Below are 17,831 nucleotides of genomic sequence, written 5' to 3' on the forward strand. Positions count from 1 at the left end.
GAACCAACTCTCCCCGCTCGACGTGCAACACCGCGTGCACAACCGGAATCCCGTGCCTGCGGAGTCCCGCGAAGATCTCCTCGGCGTAGCTCTGGTCCAACACCGCCTGCGGCACGACCAGCGTGCCACCCACCTGGGAGAGGACCTCGGCGGCGGTGTGCACCACCAGCGCCCGCCACGCGGGCCAGTCCTGGAAGTCGGACACCGGCTCGGTCAGCACGTGCCGCAGCATGAAACCGACCTCCTCGGGGTCGAAGACCCGCGCTCGCGGCAGCAACCCGGTCAACTCACGGGATGCGGTTGTCTTCCCCGCCCCGAAGGGTCCGTTCAACCACACGATCACACTCCACGGTCCACCCGCACCGTGCCGGCACGGTGGTCAAGAGTGCTCATGGGAACCGTTCATCTGCGCGGGGGAGGACGGCCGTGCACCCCGCCGAGACCACCTCGAACCCGGGAACAGCCCCGCTCGCGCGGGGAGGACGACCTGCTCGACGAGGCGAGCACCTACGCCGACCGGAACAGCCCCGCTCGCGCGGGGAGGACCGGGCACGACTCGCAGCGGGCGCGGGCGCCGGGGGAACAGCCCCGCTCGCGCGGGGAGGACTCCGCCGGGTTCTTGGTGGCGGTGATGCTCACCGGAACAGCCCCGCTCGCGCGGGGAGGACTTGGAGCCCCCCGTGACCAGCACAGATATTGCCGGAACAGCCCCGCTCGCGCGGGGAGGACCGTAGAGGACGTCCTCCAGGCTGAACCTCTTCGGGAACAGCCCCGCTCGCGCGGGGAGGACCTAAGCCCTGTTTCTGCTGGTCGCGCACGAGCGGGAACAGCCCCGCTCGCGCGGGGAGGACCGGCACTACCTCGACACCACCACCGGTGGCGCCGGAACAGCCCCGCTCGCGCGGGGAGGACCAGGTCCGTCGAGTCCAACACCGCCGACAGCAGGGAACAGCCCCGCTCGCGCGGGGAGGACGAAGTGGACGCTTCACCAGAGCTGGCCGAGCTGGGAACAGCCCCGCTCGCGCGGGGAGGACCGATCAGGAATGGGACATGGGTTCGGCAGGGGAGGAACAGCCCCGCTCGCGCGGGGAGGACGCGGGGCTGACCGGGTCGGTGTCCACCTCGCCGGGAACAGCCCCGCTCGCGCGGGGAGGACACTTCTTGACCTGCGGGTTTGGGTGAGCCAGGACCGTTTTGGCTTCACTTTTCGCTCTGCTCCGGTGCAGTGTAACGGAATGGTCACTCTGTGTCAGATTCAGTGCGTGATGGGCGATTGCAACCGCCAGTCTTGTGCGTCGTCAAGAGAGCGTTGCTTGCCCGCGCCACAGCCGGCTGGTTGATCACGCTGGATGCGGCAGCGCCGATTGGGAAGTGGTGCAACGCGTGAGCGGCGGCTGGGGTCGGCTCATCGGTTCGGCCTCGCTGTGCGACTTGGTGGTGCGACTCTCCGCGCTGGGAAATCAGATTCGTGGAGGAAGACCGGTGGGGCGTGGGGGTGGCTTGGGGTGGTCAGGAGGGGAGGAGGGCGAGCATTTCCGGGAGTTCGAAGAACTGGGCGATGTCGCGGGCTGAGCGGGCTCCCTGGTCGGGGTCGGCGCCCGCGGCCAGGAGCAGGTCCACGCTGGTGGCGTTGCGGCGGAAGACCGCCGCGCCCAGGGCTGTCTGGCCGCGGTCGTTGACCCTGGTGACGTCTGCTCCTCGTTCGAGGAGGACTCGGACGGTTTCGGGGTGGTTGTGGTAGGCGGCGAGGATGAGCAGTGAGTCGCCCGCGCCGCTGGTGAGGTTGGCGGGGACTCCGGAGTCGATGGCGGTTGCCAGGGCTTCGGCATCGCCTTCGCGGGCGAGGTCGAGGATCGACTGGAGGAAGTGGAGTTCTTCTTCGGTCAGGTCCATGGGGGGAGGTTAGCCACCGGGGCGGGTTGTCGCAGGGTTGCCCGGGGGACACGGTCGGCGGGGCGGGGTGACCGTGCGCGGTCGGCGTGGTAGGTGTCGGGGGACGGGTCAGACCGCACCAGACGATCCAGCGTGAAGGGAACACCATGACGTCCGCGTCCTCCCAGCAGCAGCCGTCCGATTCCGGGCGGCCGGTGCTGACCAACCGCCAAGGACACGTGGTCTACGACAACCAGAACCAGCGGAGCGTCGGTGCCCGCGGGCCCGCCACGCTGGAGAACTACCAGTTCCTGGAGAAGATCAGCCACTTCGACCGCGAGCGCATCCCCGAGCGGGTGGTGCACGCGCGGGGGGCCACCGCCTTCGGGTACTTCGAGGCGTACGGCACCGTGGGGGACGAGCCCGTGGCGAAGTTCACCCGGGCGAAGTTGTTCCAGGAGAAGGGGAAGCGCACCGACGTCGCGGTTCGGTTCTCGACCGTGGCGGGTGGTCGCGATTCCTCGGAGGTGGCGCGGGACCCCCGGGGGTTCGCCGTGAAGTTCTACACCGAGGACGGCAACTGGGACCTGGTGGGCAACAACCTCGGTGTCTTCTTCATCCGGGACGCCATCAAGTTCCCGGACCTGATCCACTCGCAGAAGCCGGACCCGGTGACCTTCGAGCGCCAGGACCCCAACCGGGTGTTCGACTTCATCAGCCAGACGCCTGAGGCGTTGCACATGGTGACGCTGGTGTTCAGCCCGCGGGGGATTCCGGCCAGTTACCGGACGCAGCAGGGGTTCGGGGTGAACACTTACAAGTGGGTCAACCGGGCGGGTGACACCGTGTTGGTGAAGTACCACTGGTCGCCGAAGTCGGGGGTGCGGTCGTACACCGCCGCCGACGCGGCGAACGTGCAGGCGAACGACCTCGGTTCGCACACCCGGGACCTCTACCAGGCCATCGAGCGCGGTGAGTACCCCGAGTGGGAGTTGAAGGTCCAGCTCATGGAGGACCACGACCACCCGGAACTCGACTTCGACCCGCTCGACGACACCAAGGCGTGGCCGGAGGAGTTGTTCCCGCTGCGCGCCGTGGGCCGGATGGTCCTCGACCGCGCGCCGGAGAACTTCTTCCTGGAGAACGAGCAGATCGCGTTCGGCACCGGTGTGCTCGTCGATGGCCTGGACTTCTCCGACGACAAGATGTTGGTGGGTCGCACCTTCAGCTACAGCGACACCCAGCGCTACCGCGTCGGGCCGAACTACCTCCAGTTGCCGGTCAACGCGCCCAGGACCCGCGTGGCCACCAACCAGCGCGACGGTCAGATGGCCTACGGGGTCGACCTCGGCGAGGGGCAGAACCCGCACGTCAACTACGAACCGTCGATCCTCGGCGGTCTCCGCGAGGGCGAGTACCCCGCGCACGACGAGCAGGGGCCGGAGCTGACCGGCAGGCTGACCCGCAAGCGCATCCCGCGCACCAACGACTACGCCCAGCCCGGTGAGCGCTTCCGCCTCTCGCAGGAGTGGGAGCGCGACGACCTGGTCGCCAACCTCGTCGACGCCCTGGGCCAGTGCGACCGCCCGATCCAGGAGCGGATGGTCTGGCACCTGCTGATGGCCGAGGACGAGCTGGGCCTGCGCGTCGGCGAGGGGCTGGGCATCAGCCCGGACGACGTCCGCCACCTGGAGCCGCTGCCCACCCAGCGTTTGTCGGAGGAGGAGAAGGCCAGGGCCGCCAACCTGGGCAAGAACGGCCCGCGCGACGTCGTTGGGCACACCATGACCCACTGCGTGCCCAACGAGCGCGTTCCCGTCGAGCGCTGACGGCTCCGGGGCGGGGCCCGCCGGTCCCGCCCCGGTGGTCAGCCGAGGACGGCGGTGGCCTCGACCTCCACCAGCACGTCGGGTTCGGCCAGCGCGGCGACGCCCACCCCGGTGAGCGGGGCCGCCGGGGTGACGCCCAGCTTCTCGGCCGCCCTGGCGACCCCCGCCGTGAACAGGGCCATCTTGTCGGGGGTCCAGTCGACCAGGTAGACGGTCAGCTTCACCACGTCGTCGAAGGTGGCGCCCGCCGCCGCCAAGGCGGTGCCGACGTTGAGGTAGCACTGCTCGACCTGGGCGGTGAAGTCGCCTTCGCCGACCTTGTTCCCGTCGGCGTCCCGGGCGATCTGACCGGCGGTGAACACCAGTTTCGAGCCGGTGGCGACCGATACCTGCCGGTAGAGGTCGACCTCCGGCAGGCCGTCGGGGTTCACCAGGGTGATGGGCATGCTGTCTCCTCGCGCTGCGGGCCCGTCGGTTCGGGCTCACCAGAACATAGCATTGCAATGCCATGTAAAGTGTCCGCATGGCGAGGACGAAGGACCCCGCGGTGCGCGTCCTGCTCATCGAGCGGGCCGCCCACATGCTGCGCACCCGTGAGCCGATCACCCTGCGCTCGCTGGTGGCGGGCACCGGGGTGTCCACGATGGCGGTCTACACCCACTTCGGTGGCATGGACGGCATGTGGATGGCCCTGCGCCAGGAGGGCTTCACCCGGCTGGCGGCCGAGTTCGCGGCGGTGGCCACGACCCGGGACCCGGTCGAGGACCTGACCGCGCTGGTCGCCGCCTACCTCGGCAACGCCCTGCGCCACCCCGACCTGTACCGGGTCATGTTCGACGCGGACTTCGACCTCGAAGACCTCGCCGCCGCCGACGCCACCCTGGAACACCTGGTGCGGGCCGCCGACCGGGCCAGGGGGACCGGGCGCTTCCGCGCCGACACCGTCCCGCTGGACGTGGCGACCCAGAGCTGGACCATCGCCCACGGGTTGGTGTCCCTGGTGGCCAACGGCCCGCTGGCCCGCCCGACGCTCGACAACGGCATCCCGTTGCTGACCGCCCTGTTCGTCCACACCGGGGACGACCCGGGTCGGTGCCGCCGCTCGGTCGAGAGGGGTTGGCGGCCGTCGGGGTGAGCGGGCCGGGGCTCAGGCGCCCGTGGTGGAGCCGGGGCGGACGACCATCAGGACCGTGACCGTCGCCCACAGCAGGTTGAACACGCCGGTGTACATGGCCAGCCGCGCGGGCAGCCGGTCGGGCACCGACTGGTCGGCGGCGGTCACCGCGTCCAAGACCTCGACTTGGCGCGGCAGGATCACCAGCACCAGCGTGGCGGCGGCCAGCGCGGTGAGCGCCATGGACACGACCAGCCAGGGGTCGCCGAGCACGCCGAGGCTGCTCCCGGTCGCCAGGCCGAACGCAGGCACCGCGATGCCGATCGCGGCGTACACCCGGCACACGCGGTGCAGGGTGCGCAGCACGGCCACCTCCCGCTCCTGACCGGGCGCGGCCAGGGCGCGGCGGGTGGCGGCGGGGAACATGCTGGCGGCCACGGTGACCGGGCCGACCGCGATGATCGCGGCCAGCACGTGCACGGACAGCAGGAACTTCGTCATGCCGGGGCCACCCGGTGGCCGCCGACCCCCGCGCCCGGCGCACGGCCGGTGGCGGCGTGCCACACCGTGCCCCGGCGCTCGTGGGCGATGAGCTTCTCCACCGCGATCGCCACCTCGGGGCCGAGTTCGCGCTCCAGCAGGTACAGCCCCAGGTCGAGCCCGGAGGTGACCGAGGACGAGGTGACCAGGTCGCCGTCGTCGACCACGCGCACGTCGAGCGCCCGCGCGCCCGCGGCGGTCAGCATGTCCAGGCCCATTCGGTGCGTGGTCGCGGGGCGGCCCTCGATCAGCCCGGCCATGGCCAGCACCAGCGACCCGCCGCACACCGTCGCCACGGTGACGCCTTCGCGGTCCAGCGCCTCCTTGAGCAGCGCGGGCAGGGCGGTGGTCAGCGTGCGCCCGAGCAGCACCGGGATGCTGTCCTCGGCGGGCTCCCCGCCGTCCGGGTCGGCCAGGGAGCCCAGTGCGCCGGGTACGACGACGAAGTCCGCCCGCTGCGGGTCCAGGGCGGCGGTGGCGCGCAGGGTCAGCGGGACCAGGCCGCTGGGCACCTCGCGCGGTCCCCCGGCGGCGACCAGTTCCACCTCGAAACCCCGGTCGGCGACGAGAGCGGCGGCGGCGAGCACCTCGTAGGGGGCGATGACGTCGAGCGGGTCGAACCCGTCGAACAACACGATCTGAGCGAGCATGGCGCCACGCTAACCACGGTCGCCGCCGGGTGGCAGTGGCTGGAATGCCAGCTTTCAACGGGTTCTCGCCAACACCCGGTTCCGGCTCCTAGGGTGGGGCCATGCACACCGTGGCCGTCCTGGCGTTGGACCGGGTCATCCCCTTCGACCTGGCCACCCCGATCGAGGTGTTCACCCGTACCCGGCTGCCGGACGGCCGCGCGCCGTACCGCGTGCGCGTCTGCGGTGCCACCCCGACCGTGGACGCGGGCGCGTTCACCCTCACCCCGCCCCGGGGTCTCGACGCGCTGGCGGAGGCGGACACGATCGTCCTGCCCGGCCGCGCCGAGATCCTGCCCACCCCGGACGACGTGCTGGAGGCGCTGCGCGCGGCCGCTGCCGCGGGCACCCGCATCGCCACGATCTGCACCGGCGCGTTCACCCTGGCCGAGACCGGTCTGCTGGACGGGCTGCGGGCGACCACGCACTGGGGGGCGGCGGGCGCGCTGGCCGCCCGGCACCCCGGGATCGACGTGGACCCGGACGTGCTCTACGTGGACAACGGGCAGTTCCTCACCTCGGCGGGCGCGGCGGCGGGCCTGGACCTGTGCCTGCACCTGATCCGGCGCGACCACGGCTCGGCGGTGGCCGCGGACGCCGCGCGGCTGTCGGTGATGCCGCTGGAGCGGGAGGGCGGGCAGGCGCAGTTCATCGTGCACGACCAGCCGCCCACACCCCGGGGTTCGGAGTTGGAGCCGGTGCTGCGGTGGCTGGAGGAGCACTGCGCGCGCGAGTTGACCGTGGAGGACATCGCCGCGCACGCGGGGATGAGCGTGCGCACGCTCAACCGCCGCTTCCGCGAGCAGACCGGGACCACGCCGTTGCAGTGGCTGCTGCGCGCCCGCGTCCGCACGGCGCAGCACCTGCTGGAGGCCACCGGGCACCCGGTGGACCGGATCGCCGCGCAGGTCGGCTTCGGTTCCCCCACGGCGTTCCGCGACCGGTTCCGCCGGGTGGTCGGCACCACGCCGCAGTCCTACCGGCACAGCTTCACGAGCCGCTGAGCAGGTCTTGGCCGGAGTCCGCGCCCATGGCCATTCCTGCCACGGGGGATTGGCAGGCGTGCCGCTGGAACCGGTGATCGGGGCGGCGCCGGACCCGATCCCGGCACCGGGTGGCGGGGGTGTGCCGCCAGTCCTCTCCGGAGTTCGGCGCGGGACCGGCGGGGCGGTTGCCCGCGAACCTGCTCGGCGCCGGCATCATGGGCGGCGCAGCGGCCGCTGCGTGTCACCGCTCGCCGTGCGAGGTACCCCACCCGCGGGAAGGGGCGGGGGTGCTACGGGGGATCGCCCGGTGTCGGTGGGTCTGGGCTCCGATCCACTCGGGGGGACTATGGCGGTGCGGATCGGCCTGCTCGGCGAGGTCGGCGCGAGCGCGCACGGGCACCCGGTCGACATCGGCGCCGCCAAGCAGCGCTGCGTCCTGGCCGCCCTGGCCGTCGACCTGGGCCGGGTGGTGTCCGACGAGCAGCTCGTGGACCGGGTGTGGGGGGTCGACCCGCCGTCCACCTCGCGCAAGACCCTCGCCAGCTACGTGTCGCGGCTGCGCACGGCGTTCGCCGGGACCGGGGCGGACATCAAGCGGCGCTCCGGTGGGTTCGTGCTGCTCGACGAGCACGTCACGGTGGACCTGCGGCGCTTCCACGACCTGTGCGCGCTGGCGGCCTCCGGTGACGCCGAGGAGGCCGCGGAACTGCTGACCTCGGCGTTGGCGCTGTGGCGCGGGGAGGCCCTGACCGGCCTGGACGGCGAGTGGGCCGCCGAGGAGCGCGACCGCCTGCACCGGGTGCGCTTCGGCGCCGAGTGCGACCTGACCGACGCCAGGCTGCGGCTCGACGGGCGGGACGACGCGCTGGTCGCCGAGTTGTCCGCGCGGGTCGTCGAGCACCCGCTGGACGAGCGCGTCGCCGGGCAGTTCATGCGCGCGCTGCACCGCGACGGCCGCACCGCCGACGCGCTCAACCACTACCGGCGGTTCCGGGTGCGGCTGGTCGAGGAGCTGGGCGTCGACCCCGGCGCCGCGCTCACCGCCCTGCACCAGCGCATCCTCACCGACGGGCCCGAGCAGCCCGGGGTGCAGGCCCCGGTGGTCCCCCGGCAGCTACCCGCCCGGCCCGCGCCGTTCGCGGGCCGCGCGGACGCCCTCGCCGCCCTGGACGCCGCCGTGGGCGGGACCGAGGACGGCGGGGTCGTCGTGGTCGCCGGGACCGGCGGCATCGGCAAGACCTGGCTGGCGCTGCACTGGGCCCACCGCGCCCTGGGCCGGTTCCCGGACGGGCAGCTGTTCGTGGACCTGCGCGGGTTCAGCCCCGACCAGGCCCCCATGTCCCCGCAGGTGGCGCTGCGCGGGTTCCTGGAGGCGCTCGGCACCCGCGCCGACCGCGTCCCCACCGACCCGCACGGGCGGACGGCGCTGTTCCGCAGCCTGGTCGCCGACAAGCGGATGCTGCTGGTGCTGGACAACGCCGTCGACAGCGCGCAGGTCGTCCCGCTGCTGCCCGGCGGGGAGACGTGCACGGTCGTGGTCACCAGCCGCGGTCCACTGCCGGGGCTGCTCACCACCCACCGCGCCCACCACCTGCCGCTCGACGCCCTCCCCGAGGGGGAGGCGCGCAGGCTGCTGACCGCCCGGCTCGGCGCCGCGCGCACCGCGGCGGCCCCCGAGGCGGTGGACGAGATCGTGGCCCGGTGCGGCGGGCTCCCGCTGGCCCTGGGCATCATCGCCGGGCGCTGCCGCATCCGCCCGCGGGTCCCGCTGGCCGACCTCGCCACCGAACTGCGCGAGGCGGGCCTCGACGCCCTCGACGACGACGACCCCACCGCCAGCCTGCCCGCGGTGCTGTCCTGGTCGCACCGCGCCCTGACCGCCGAGCAGGCCGAGTCCTTCGAGCTGCTCGGCACCGCGCCGGGGCCCGACATCGGCGTCCCGGCCGCGGCGGGCCTGCTCGGGGTCACCCCCGCCGAGGCGACCGCGGTGCTGCGCGGCCTGGCGCAGGCGTCGCTGATCGGGGTGTCGGCCCCCGGCCGGTACCGGATGCACGACCTGCTGCGCCAGTACGCGGGCGAGCGGGTGCGGGCCGCCTCCGCCGCCGACTCGGCCGCGGCCGTGGACCGGCTGCTCGACCACTACCTGCACAGCGCCTGCGCCGCGGAGCTGGTGCTCGCCGCGCACCGCCACCCCGTGGACCCGGGCCCGCCCGACCCGCGCAGCCGACCGACGACCCCGGCCGACGAAGAGGCGGCGATGCGCTGGTTCGCCGCCGAGCACTCGAACCTGCTGGCCGTCCAGCAGTGGGCTGCCGCGCGGGGCAGGCACGACGCGGTCTGGCAGCTCGCCTGGGCGCTGGACACCTTCCACTTCCGGCACGGGCGCATGCACGACGTGCTGACCTGCTGGACCCTCGGCCTGCGCGCGGCCGAGCAGGCGGGGTCGACCGCGGCGCAGGCCATGGCCCACCGCTACCTGGGGCAGGCCCACTCGCGCCTGGCCGCCCACGAGGACGCCTCGCGCCACCTCGAAACGAGCCTCGCCCTGGCCGAGCGGGAGCAGGACCCCCGCGGGCAGGCCGACACCCGCCGGGTGCTGGTGTGGACGCTCGGCGAACTCGGCCACACCCGGGAGGCCCTGGAGCACCTGGACCGGCTCCGCCACACCTACCGCGACCTCGGCGAACCCGTCCTGGAGGCCGACATCCTCAACGGGATGGGCTGGTTCCACGCCCAACTCGGCGAGTACGCCGAGGCCGAGAGCGCGGCCGACGCCGCGCTGGCGCTGTTCCGCGCGCACGACCACCGGCACGGCATCGCCGACGTCAGCGCGACCCTGGGGCGCATCACCCACCAGACCGGCCGGTACGAGGAGGCCCTGGGCCACTACCGGGCGGCGATCGACGCCTTCCGCTCGCTGGGGGACGACTACCAGGTCACCGAGCCGCTGGAGGGCCTGGGCGACACCTACGCGGCGCTGCACCGCACCGACCTGGCGAACGCCGCGTGGCGGGAGGCGCTGGTGGCGTACCGGGAGCAGGGGCGCACCGCCGAGGCCGAGCACCTGCGGCGGACCCGCATGAGCACCGAGGTGCCGCGCACGCCGCAGGCGATCTGACCCGCAGCGGTCTCGGCTGTCCTCTGTGGACTGGACCCGGCCCGGACCGCGGCGTGCGGCGGTGGGTCAGACGCTGCGCAGCACCGTGACGACGATGCCCAGCACCACGGCCCGGTCGCCGTCGATGACGTCGTAGGCGGGGTTGCGCGGTTCCAGGAAGACGTGGCCGCCGCTGCGCCGGTACACCTTGACGGTGGCCTCGTCGTCGATCATCGCCGCGACGATCTGCCCCGAGTGCGCCTCCGACTGCCTGCGCACCAACACGATGTCACCGTCGCAGATGGCCGCGTCGACCATGGAGTCCCCGCGCACCCGCAGGCCGAAGACGGTCCCGCGCCCGGTGAGCCCGCGCGGCAGGTGCAGCACGTCGTCCACGTGCTCGTCGGCGGTGATCGGCGTGCCCGCGGCGATGTGCCCGACCACCGGCACCGGCACCGACTCCTCGACCCGCTCACCCCGCGGCTCCCGCAGGAACCCCCGCACGTCGATCGGCCGCGACACCGCGCCGCCGCGGCGCAGGAAACCGCGCTCTTCGAGACTGGCCAAGTGCCTGGAGACCGAGGACGACGACCGCAGGCCGACGGCGTCGCCGATCTCGCGGGTGCTGGGGGAGTGGCCGTGGCGGATCGCCCAGTCCTGGATGGTGGCGAGGATCTGCTGCTGGCGCAGCGGCAGCGCGGAGGCGTCCAGGTGCTCGAACGGGTCGACGTCGTAGGCGGTCACCCGGGAATCCTAGGGGGCGCCACCGCCCCGGGCCCGGCCCGGGGCGGGCCACGCCCTCGAACAGGTGATTGGCCCCGGCGAGCGCGGTGCCGTGCCCGCCGTCGCCGTCGCCCCTCGTCCGCCGGGGGCGGACGGGCCACCCCGCCCGGGTCTGTCCACACGCGAGACCTCTGGCCCGCTCGGCGGTCACCCGCACCGGTTCGCCCAGCGTGTCCACTTTCGCCGGATGGGCTCGCGGCGACGTCCCATGCTTGTTGTACTTGCGCCAGTCGCGAAATCCCGCAGAGGCGTCGACCACGCTCTCGGCCCGTGTGTCAGGCGGGTTCCAGGTGGGCCAGGGCGGTGATGACGCGATCGGCGATGTCCGGTGGCCAGGGGAAGGCGACGGTCACGGCCCGCTGGTGGGCCAGGCCGTGCAGGCCCAGCCACAGCGCGATGGTGTCGGCCGCCGGGTCGGTGCTGGTGGCGTTGCCCGCGGCGACGCAGTCGTCCAGGACCTCGCGGAGCAGCCCCAGGCAGCCGTCGCCCAGTGCGGAGAGGTCGGCGCGCGTCACGGCGGTGTCCTCCAGCGCGGGCATCCACAGCCCGCCGAACATGGTGCGGTAGCGCTCGGGGTGCTCGTGGGCGAAGTCCAGGTAGCCGTGGCAGACGGCGAAGAGGCGTCGTCGGTCGTCGCCGGTCGCCGCGTTCAGCGCGGTGCGCAGCGTCGCCTCCAACTCGGCGAAAGCCTGCTGCACCACGGCCAGCATGATGGTCGGCTGGTCGGGGAAGTGGCGGTAGATCGAGGGCGCCGCGATCCCCACCCGGCGGGCGACCGACCGCAGGGTGATGGCGCTCTCGTCGCCGGTCTCGTCGAGCAGTTCGACCGCTGCGGCCACGATCTCGTCGCGCAGGCGCGAGCCCTCGCCCCGGCGGTTGCGGGTACGGGTGGGCACCGCGTTCGGGGTGTTCGCCATGGTGTCAGCTTACACCTGAAAACTTATGGTCGTAACTCCTTGCGTGCTGTTCGCTTACAGTCGTAGCCTTACGCTCGTAAACCTCACTGAGCCGCATCGGAGACAGAACCATGAACAGCCTCACCACCACCCGCGCCACCGAGGTCGTGCTGCCCGGCCTGGTCGAGCCCGACGGCCTGCGGGTCACCGCCCGCGACCTCCCGGAGCCCGCCGCAGGCCAGGTCGTCCTGCGGATGGAGGCGACCGGGGTGTCCTTCGCCGAGCAGCAGATGCGCCGCGGCAAGTACTACGACCAGCCCGCGTTCCCGTTCGTGCCCGGGTACGACGTGGTCGGCGCGGTGACCGCCGTCGGTCCGCGGGTGGACCCCGCGATGGTCGGTCGCCGGTACGCCGCGGTCACCAAGGTCGGCGCCTGGGCCAGTTCACTGCTGCTCGACGCGGCGGACCTGGTGCCCGTGCCGGACGGGGTCGGTTCGGCCGCCGCGGAGACCGTGGTGGTCAACGGGGTCACCGCCTGGCAGATGCTGCACCGCACCGCCGCGGTGCCCGCGGGTGCGACGGTCGTCGTGCTCGGCGCCAACGGCGGCGTCGGTTCCACCCTGGTGCAACTGGCCCGGCACGCCGGGATCGCGGTCATCGGCACCGCGTCGCCGCGGCACCACGAGCTGGTGCGCGGGCTCGGCGCGACCCCGGTCGACCACCGCGACCCGGACGTGCACGGCAAGATCCGCGACCTCGCGCCGGACGGTGTGCACGCGGTGTTCGACCACGTCGGCGGCGCCGGGCTGGTGGAGTCGTGGCGGCTGGTGCGCCGGGGTGGGACGCTGGTGTCCTACGGCACCGCGGCCACGAAGGACGAGGACGGCAACTCGCGACTCCCGGTGCTGAAGTCGATCGCCCGGCTGGCGGCGTGGAACCTCCTGCCCAACGGCAGGAGCGCGCACTTCTACAACTTCTGGGCGGGCAAGCGCCGCCCGGCGGCCTTCCGGGCCCGGCTGGCCGAAGACCTCACCCGGGTGCTGGGTCTGCTGGCCGACGGCGTGCTCACCGCGCAGGTCGCCGCGGAGTTCCCGCTGGCCGAAGCCCACGCGGCACTGGCACTCGCCGAGTCGCGCACCACCGCGGGCAAGGTCGTCATCGTCCCGTGAGCGCGGCCCGCGTCCTCGAACCCGGCCACGCCCTCGCGCACCGACTCCTCTCCCCAACCCCACCGCGGCCCGCCCCGGAGGCACCCGCCATGACCGCCGTCGCACTCCCCGCCTGCCCGCCGCCCACCCGCGTCGGCGAGGTCGACAACCGCGCCGCCTACACCGGCTTCGGCTTGGCCTACGTGCTCGGGCACGGTTCCACCGCGATCACCACCGGCCCCGACCCGCTGGTCACCCTCCCCGGGTGGCTGCCGACGGCCCTGCTCGGCGCGGGCCTCGCCGCGGGCACCGTCTTCGCCACGCTCGCCGCCACCCGCGCCCAGCGCGGCGCGGGCGGTGGCGGCTACGCGGTCGCCACCGCCCGCGAACACCACCGGATCGCCCGCACCCGGTGACCCGTCCCGCGACCGCGCCCGCCGGAGCGCCGCTCGTGCGGCACCTCTGCGGGATCTTCGAAGCGGGTCGGGGTGTCGGTGGCCTCTGCGAGGATGGGGTGCCTCCGGACTGGCCGGTGGGGAAGGCGGTGGGCGTGGGCAGGGTGGGCGTGGGCAAGGTGGGCGTGGACGAGGTGAGCGAGTACGTGCGCGGGCGGCCCGCCGCCGCGCTGCGGCCCTACGCGGCCTTCTACAGCGGCTACCGGGACAGCGGCGGCGACTTGGCCGTGCACCGGGGACTGCCGTCGCCGTACCTGACGCTGATCTTCACCCTGGACGACCCGTTGGTCATGGCCGACCCGGCGCGGACTCCCCGCAGCTACCGCTCCCTGCTCGGCGGGTTGGACCCCACGCCCGCGTTCATCGCCTACGGCGGCAGGCAGTCCGGGGTGCAGGTGTCGTTGCACCCGCTCGGCGCCCGGGTCCTCTTCGGGTGCCCGGCCGGTGAGCTGGCGGGTCTGGAACTCGACGCGGCCGACGTGCTCGGGCCGCTGGCCTGGGAGGTCCGCGAGCGGATGTTGCACGCGGACACGTGGCCGCAGCGGTTCGCCGTGCTCGACCGGGCGCTGCTGTCGCGGGTGGACGACCGCCGGGTGGTCGACCCGAGGGTGCGGCACGCCTGGGGGCGGCTGCTGCGCTCGGGTGGGAACGTGTCGGTGGCGGGGCTGGCCGACGAGCTGGGGTGGAGCGCCCGGCACCTGTCCGGCCGGTTCGCCACGGAACTGGGCCTGTCGCCGAAGACGGCCGCGCGGGTGGTGCGGTTCGACCGGGCCCGCCGGGCGCTGGCGGCGGCACCGCACAGCGCCGCCGCGGTCGCGGCGGCGCACGGCTACTACGACCAGTCGCACTTCGTGCGGGACTTCCGCGAGTTCGCCGGGTGCTCGCCGACGACCTGGTTGGCCGAGGAGTTCCGAATCGTCCAAGCCATGGGTCCGGTCGAGGCAGCAGACTCCCCGGCATGAGCACAACAACCGGAAATCCCCCGGCACCGCAGGTATGGCCGACCTTCCGCGCCGAGGACGCCGACGCGCTGATCCGCTTCCTGGTCGACGTCGTCGGCTTCGAGGAGACGATGGCCCACCGCGACGACAGCGGCGTCGTGCAGCACGCCGAACTGGCCTGGCCCGAGGGCGGCGGCGTCATGCTCGGCCAGGAGCGCGAGTCGGGCGCCTGCGTCACCCGGCCCGGGTCGTTCAGCGCCTACGTCGTGACGGCCGACCCCGACGCCCTGCACGACCGGGTGGCCGCGGCGGGCGCGGAGATCACCACGCCGCCGTTCGACACCGACTACGGCTCCCGGGACTTCGCGCTGCGCGACCCCGAGGGCAACGCGTGGAACTTCGGCACCTACCCCGGCCACCCGCGCGGGGGGAGCTGACCGGGCGCCGTCACGAGGTGACGGCGATGCCCTCGGGCTGCCTGCCCACGGGCACGGTGGCGATCACCGTGTCGGTGGCGGGGTCGATGACGGTCAGCACGTCGTCGGCGGCGTTGGTGATGTAGACGAAGGTGCCGTCGTGGGCGGCGCCCTCGGGTTGCCGCCGGACCGGGACGGGGGAGCCGACGATGGCGTCGTCCGCCTCGTGGACGGTGACGGTGTCCGAGCCCGCGTTGGCCACGTAGACCCGCCCGGTGGGGGTCGCCGCCACCCCCATGGGGGAGCGGTCGGTGGGGGTGGTGGCGACCGGGCGGTCGTTGCCGGTGTCGATGGTGGTGACGGTGTCGTCGCCGGTGTTGGCGACGTGGAGGCGGCGGCCGTCCGGGCTGGTGGTGATGCCCGCCGGGTAGTGGCCGACCGGGATGGTGCGCAGCACGCTCTGGGTGCTGGTGTCGATGACGGTGACCGTGGCGGAACCGTTGTCGGTGACGTACACGCGCGTGCCGTCCCGGTTGGTGGTGACGCTGTGCGGGAACCGGCCGACCCCGATGGTGCGCACGGCGGTGTTGGTGGCGGTGGCGACCACGGTGACGGTGTCGGCGCCGAAGTTCGCGACGTAGGCGTGGGTGCGGGTGGCGGCGACCCCGAAGGGGTGCGCGCCGACGGGCACGGTGGCCAGCACGGTGTAGGCGCGCGGGTCGATCACCGACAGGGTGTCGTCCTGCTCGTTGGTGACGTAGACGCGGTCACCGTCCGGGCCCGCACCGACGCCCACGGGGGTGTCGCCCACCGCGATGGTGGCCGCGACCCGGCGCATGCGGGTGTCGTAGGCGCTGACCGTGTCGGAACCGCTGTTGGCCACGAACACCTGCACCCGCGCCGGGTAGCGGGGGTCGGCCTGCGCGGTCGGTGCCTCGGCGGCCTCGGCCCCGGCGGGCAGGCGCAACCCCACCAGCGCCGCCAGCGCCGCGAAGGCGCTCGCCGTCCAGGTGAGGCGGGGACCGCAGGGCGCGGTCAGCCGCTCGGGTGGGGGAAGGGCATCGGTGAGTACGCGGTGCGACATGGTCCCTCGAAAGCCGAGTCCGATCGGTGGTGCTGGACCGGAGGCGCTGGTGGAGGCCATTGCCGACAGTGGCGTGGCCTGGTTCCCGCGGTGCGAGTCCTCTTGTGGAGGTGAGCTTCGCCCGCCAGGAAGTCACACTAATGGCCCAATGTCCGGTGGCGCCGGGCGGACAGGTGGTGACCACCGAGTCGGGTGATGAACCAGCGGAATTGCCCCGCGCGGGCCGCACGATCACCGCGCACCCGCTGCCGGGGAACGCGGACCCGGCGGTTGACTCTCCGTTGTGGACGGTCTTAAGTGGCCGGTGAGAGTCGATGGCGGGCTGCTGGACACCTTCGCGTATCGAATGTTTCAGAAGGCGGGCGGAGAAACAGGCCCGCGCCCTTCTCCCGGCTGTGGGTCTTCGCGGCGAGCGTGCACACGGCTTGCGGTCAGGACATAGTCTCTTGCCCATGACGCAAAGCGATGGTGAGCTGGACAGCCTGGTGCGCAAGCGCATCCGCGCCCTGCGGGTGGCGCAGGGCTGGTCCCTGGAGGAACTGGCCGCCCGGGCGCGGCTCAGCCCGTCCTCGCTGAGCCGCATCGAGAACGGGCAGCGGCGCCTCGCCCTGGACCAGCTCGTCATCCTCGCCAAGGCACTGGACACCTCCCTCGACCAGTTGGTCCAGACGGACACCGACGACGTGGTCTCCCACCCGGTGGTCGACGGGGTGGGCGGGCTGCGGTGGTCGGTCAAGGCCGATCCCGGCTTGAGCGTGGTGCGCAAGCGCATGACCGACCCGCCGTCGGACCACCCCGCGCGCCTGCGCGCCCACCCGGGTCGCGAGTGGCTCGTCGTCCTCTCCGGCACTGCGGTCCTGCTGCTGGGCAACCGCCGCTTCCGCGTGGAGACCAACCAGGCCGCGGAGTTCCCCACCATGCTCCCGCACGCGATCGGCGCCGAGGGCGGACCGTGCGAGGTCCTGGGCATCTTCGACCGCGACGCCCGGCGCGGGCACCGGTCCGACGACAAGCCCCCTCCGGAGGAGCGCTGACCCGCTTGCGCGTCCGGCAGCCGGAAAGCCCACCTTCTTGCCTTATTGGCAAGATCCTGTGCTTGTGACGCACAACCGTCCTACGGTGGTCCCATGGCACCCACGAAGCACGACCACCACGCCCACCAGCACGGCGACCACGACCAGGTGGAGATCCTCGACCTCGACGCGGAGGTGCTCGCGGAGCACCTCGCCTCCGTCATCGACTGGCTGCCCGTCGAGACGGGTCCCCGGCAGGTCGTCGACCTGGGCTGCGGGACCGGTGCGGGCACCTTCGCCCTGCTCGCCCGCTTCCCCGAGGCGCGGGTGATCGCCATCGATTCCTCGACCGAGCACCTGCGCCGCCTGGGGGAGAAGGCCCGCGAGGCGGGGGTGGCCGACCGCGTGCACGCCGTCCAGGCCGACCTCGACGCGGCGTGGCCCGACCTCGGCGAACCGGACCTGGTGTGGGCGTCGGCGTCCCTGCACCACTTCGCCGACCCCGACCGCGCGCTGCGCCGGGTCCGCGATGCGCTCGCCCCCGGCGGCCTGCTCGCCGTCGTCGAACTCGCGGGCTTCCCCCGGTTCCTGCCCGCCGACGCCCCCGAGGACCGCCCCGGGCTGGAGGAGCGCTGCCACGCCGTGGGCGACCGCCGCGCCGCCGAGCACATGCCCCACCGCGGTGCCGACTGGGGCCCCGTGTTGACCGCTGCCGGGTTCACCGTCGAGGGCGAACGCACCCTCACCGTCCACATCGAGCACTCCCGCTCGGCGGCGGTGGGCCGCTACGCGCTCAACGGCCTGCGGCGCGTGCGCGGCGGCGTCGCCGACGAGCTCTCGGCGGAGGACCGCGCCGCGCTGGACCGGCTGCTCGACATCGACGGCCCGCACAGCATCCTGCGCCGCGACGACCTCGCGGTCCGCACCGAGCGCACCGTGTGGGCGGCGCGGCGCCCCTGAGCGCCGCC

17 protein-coding genes, 1 pseudogene and 1 CRISPR repeat array are annotated in these 17,831 nt (G+C 73.4%); of the genes and pseudogenes, 10 read left to right on the forward strand and 8 right to left on the reverse strand.

Annotated features, from left to right (window positions below):
* Positions 1–286: pseudogene (locus L6E12_RS25460) on the reverse strand (ATP-binding protein); the annotation flags it as partial.
* Positions 287–393: 107 nt separating this feature from the next.
* Positions 394–1,156: a CRISPR direct-repeat array (repeat unit 28 nt; unit sequence GGAACAGCCCCGCTCGCGCGGGGAGGAC).
* Positions 1,157–1,509: 353 nt separating this feature from the next.
* On the reverse strand, positions 1,510–1,893 hold the full coding sequence (locus L6E12_RS25465) for an ankyrin repeat domain-containing protein (protein ID WP_236230441.1): 384 nt from the start codon (positions 1,891–1,893) through the stop codon (positions 1,510–1,512).
* Between the two features lie 146 nt (positions 1,894–2,039).
* On the opposite strand from L6E12_RS25465, the gene L6E12_RS25470 reads away from it, so the two are divergent.
* Positions 2,040–3,701: a catalase gene (locus L6E12_RS25470; protein WP_304523914.1), complete on the forward strand. Its 1,662-nt coding sequence runs from the start codon at positions 2,040–2,042 to the stop codon at positions 3,699–3,701.
* A 38-nt stretch (positions 3,702–3,739) separates the two neighbouring features.
* On the opposite strand, the gene L6E12_RS25475 is transcribed toward L6E12_RS25470, so the two are convergent.
* On the reverse strand, positions 3,740–4,147 hold the full coding sequence (locus L6E12_RS25475) for a RidA family protein (RefSeq protein WP_236230442.1): 408 nt from the start codon (positions 4,145–4,147) through the stop codon (positions 3,740–3,742).
* A gap of 77 nt (positions 4,148–4,224) precedes the next feature.
* On the opposite strand from L6E12_RS25475, the gene L6E12_RS25480 reads away from it, so the two are divergent.
* Positions 4,225–4,836, forward strand: a complete 612-nt coding sequence (locus L6E12_RS25480) for a TetR/AcrR family transcriptional regulator (RefSeq protein ID WP_236230443.1) — start codon at positions 4,225–4,227, stop codon at positions 4,834–4,836.
* Positions 4,837–4,848: 12 nt separating this feature from the next.
* Here L6E12_RS25480 and L6E12_RS25485 read toward each other — a convergent pair whose 3' ends face one another.
* Positions 4,849–5,316, reverse strand: coding sequence for a DUF2269 family protein (locus L6E12_RS25485; RefSeq protein WP_236230444.1), 468 nt, complete (start codon positions 5,314–5,316; stop codon positions 4,849–4,851).
* Positions 5,313–6,005 carry a DJ-1/PfpI family protein gene (locus L6E12_RS25490; protein ID WP_236230445.1) on the reverse strand — a complete coding sequence of 231 codons (693 nt, stop codon included), beginning with the start codon at positions 6,003–6,005 and terminating at the stop codon, positions 5,313–5,315. Before L6E12_RS25490 ends, L6E12_RS25485 begins: the two co-directional genes overlap by 4 nt.
* Before the next feature lie 101 nt (positions 6,006–6,106).
* Here L6E12_RS25490 and L6E12_RS25495 point away from each other — a divergent pair, with 101 nt between their 5' ends.
* Both L6E12_RS25495 and L6E12_RS25500 read left to right on the forward strand, forming a co-directional pair.
* Positions 6,107–7,048 carry a GlxA family transcriptional regulator gene (locus tag L6E12_RS25495; RefSeq protein ID WP_236230446.1) on the forward strand — a complete coding sequence of 314 codons (942 nt, stop codon included), beginning with the start codon at positions 6,107–6,109 and terminating at the stop codon, positions 7,046–7,048.
* A gap of 328 nt (positions 7,049–7,376) precedes the next feature.
* Positions 7,377–10,148, forward strand: coding sequence for a BTAD domain-containing putative transcriptional regulator (locus L6E12_RS25500; protein ID WP_236230447.1), 2,772 nt, complete (start codon positions 7,377–7,379; stop codon positions 10,146–10,148).
* Positions 10,149–10,214: 66 nt separating this feature from the next.
* Here the strand turns inward: L6E12_RS25500 and lexA are convergent, their stop codons facing one another.
* Positions 10,215–10,871 (reverse strand): transcriptional repressor LexA, encoded by a 657-nt coding sequence (gene lexA / locus L6E12_RS25505; RefSeq protein WP_236230448.1) that lies wholly within the window; start codon positions 10,869–10,871, stop codon positions 10,215–10,217.
* A gap of 314 nt (positions 10,872–11,185) precedes the next feature.
* The gene (locus tag L6E12_RS25510; RefSeq protein WP_236230449.1) at positions 11,186–11,827 is read right to left on the reverse strand and encodes a TetR/AcrR family transcriptional regulator; all 642 of its coding nucleotides are present in this window, start codon (positions 11,825–11,827) and stop codon (positions 11,186–11,188) included.
* A gap of 110 nt (positions 11,828–11,937) precedes the next feature.
* Between L6E12_RS25510 and L6E12_RS25515 the strand changes: the two genes are divergently transcribed.
* The 4 genes from L6E12_RS25515 (at position 11,938) to L6E12_RS25530 (ending at position 14,787) form a co-directional block, all read left to right on the forward strand.
* Positions 11,938–12,975: a medium chain dehydrogenase/reductase family protein gene (locus L6E12_RS25515; RefSeq protein ID WP_236230450.1), complete on the forward strand. Its 1,038-nt coding sequence runs from the start codon at positions 11,938–11,940 to the stop codon at positions 12,973–12,975.
* A gap of 89 nt (positions 12,976–13,064) precedes the next feature.
* Complete coding sequence (locus tag L6E12_RS25520) at positions 13,065–13,370, forward strand: hypothetical protein (protein WP_236230451.1); 306 nt, start codon at positions 13,065–13,067, stop codon at positions 13,368–13,370.
* A gap of 134 nt (positions 13,371–13,504) precedes the next feature.
* Positions 13,505–14,371, forward strand: coding sequence for an AraC family transcriptional regulator (locus tag L6E12_RS35530; RefSeq protein ID WP_236230452.1), 867 nt, complete (start codon positions 13,505–13,507; stop codon positions 14,369–14,371).
* Positions 14,368–14,787, forward strand: coding sequence for a VOC family protein (locus tag L6E12_RS25530; RefSeq protein ID WP_236230453.1), 420 nt, complete (start codon positions 14,368–14,370; stop codon positions 14,785–14,787). Before L6E12_RS35530 ends, L6E12_RS25530 begins: the two co-directional genes overlap by 4 nt.
* Before the next feature lie 10 nt (positions 14,788–14,797).
* Here the strand turns inward: L6E12_RS25530 and L6E12_RS25535 are convergent, their stop codons facing one another.
* Positions 14,798–15,850, reverse strand: a complete 1,053-nt coding sequence (locus L6E12_RS25535; RefSeq protein WP_236230454.1) for a YncE family protein — start codon at positions 15,848–15,850, stop codon at positions 14,798–14,800.
* Positions 15,851–16,302: 452 nt separating this feature from the next.
* Here L6E12_RS25535 and L6E12_RS25540 point away from each other — a divergent pair, with 452 nt between their 5' ends.
* Both L6E12_RS25540 and L6E12_RS25545 read left to right on the forward strand, forming a co-directional pair.
* A complete protein-coding gene (locus L6E12_RS25540) occupies positions 16,303–16,884 on the forward strand; it encodes a helix-turn-helix domain-containing protein (RefSeq protein WP_236230455.1) in 582 nt (193 codons plus the stop codon).
* A 93-nt stretch (positions 16,885–16,977) separates the two neighbouring features.
* Positions 16,978–17,823 carry a trans-aconitate 2-methyltransferase gene (locus L6E12_RS25545; RefSeq protein WP_236230456.1) on the forward strand — a complete coding sequence of 282 codons (846 nt, stop codon included), beginning with the start codon at positions 16,978–16,980 and terminating at the stop codon, positions 17,821–17,823.
* The last annotated feature ends 8 nt before the right edge of the window (positions 17,824–17,831 follow it).

The sequence above is a fragment of the Actinokineospora sp. PR83 genome (genome assembly GCF_021056305.1).
Classification (GTDB): Bacteria; Actinomycetota; Actinomycetes; order Mycobacteriales; family Pseudonocardiaceae; genus Actinokineospora; species Actinokineospora spheciospongiae.

What these genes read in the sequence shown, in the direction of transcription:
- L6E12_RS25495 (WP_236230446.1), top strand. Translation starts at nt 6,107, where the DNA reads ATGCACACCGTGGCCGTCCTGGCGTTGGACCGGGTCATCCCCTTCGAC.
- L6E12_RS25545 (WP_236230456.1), top strand. Translation starts at nt 16,978, where the DNA reads ATGGCACCCACGAAGCACGACCACCACGCCCACCAGCACGGCGACCAC.
- L6E12_RS25515 (WP_236230450.1), top strand. Translation starts at nt 11,938, where the DNA reads ATGAACAGCCTCACCACCACCCGCGCCACCGAGGTCGTGCTGCCCGGC.
- L6E12_RS25530 (WP_236230453.1), top strand. Translation starts at nt 14,368, where the DNA reads ATGAGCACAACAACCGGAAATCCCCCGGCACCGCAGGTATGGCCGACC.
- L6E12_RS25520 (WP_236230451.1), top strand. Translation starts at nt 13,065, where the DNA reads ATGACCGCCGTCGCACTCCCCGCCTGCCCGCCGCCCACCCGCGTCGGC.
- L6E12_RS25485 (WP_236230444.1), bottom strand. Translation starts at nt 5,316, where the DNA reads ATGACGAAGTTCCTGCTGTCCGTGCACGTGCTGGCCGCGATCATCGCG.
- L6E12_RS25500 (WP_236230447.1), top strand. Translation starts at nt 7,377, where the DNA reads ATGGCGGTGCGGATCGGCCTGCTCGGCGAGGTCGGCGCGAGCGCGCAC.
- L6E12_RS25535 (WP_236230454.1), bottom strand. Translation starts at nt 15,850, where the DNA reads ATGTCGCACCGCGTACTCACCGATGCCCTTCCCCCACCCGAGCGGCTG.
- L6E12_RS25540 (WP_236230455.1), top strand. Translation starts at nt 16,303, where the DNA reads ATGACGCAAAGCGATGGTGAGCTGGACAGCCTGGTGCGCAAGCGCATC.
- L6E12_RS25490 (WP_236230445.1), bottom strand. Translation starts at nt 6,005, where the DNA reads ATGCTCGCTCAGATCGTGTTGTTCGACGGGTTCGACCCGCTCGACGTC.
- L6E12_RS25480 (WP_236230443.1), top strand. Translation starts at nt 4,225, where the DNA reads ATGGCGAGGACGAAGGACCCCGCGGTGCGCGTCCTGCTCATCGAGCGG.
- L6E12_RS25475 (WP_236230442.1), bottom strand. Translation starts at nt 4,147, where the DNA reads ATGCCCATCACCCTGGTGAACCCCGACGGCCTGCCGGAGGTCGACCTC.
- L6E12_RS25465 (WP_236230441.1), bottom strand. Translation starts at nt 1,893, where the DNA reads ATGGACCTGACCGAAGAAGAACTCCACTTCCTCCAGTCGATCCTCGAC.
- L6E12_RS25510 (WP_236230449.1), bottom strand. Translation starts at nt 11,827, where the DNA reads ATGGCGAACACCCCGAACGCGGTGCCCACCCGTACCCGCAACCGCCGG.
- L6E12_RS25470 (WP_304523914.1), top strand. Translation starts at nt 2,040, where the DNA reads ATGACGTCCGCGTCCTCCCAGCAGCAGCCGTCCGATTCCGGGCGGCCG.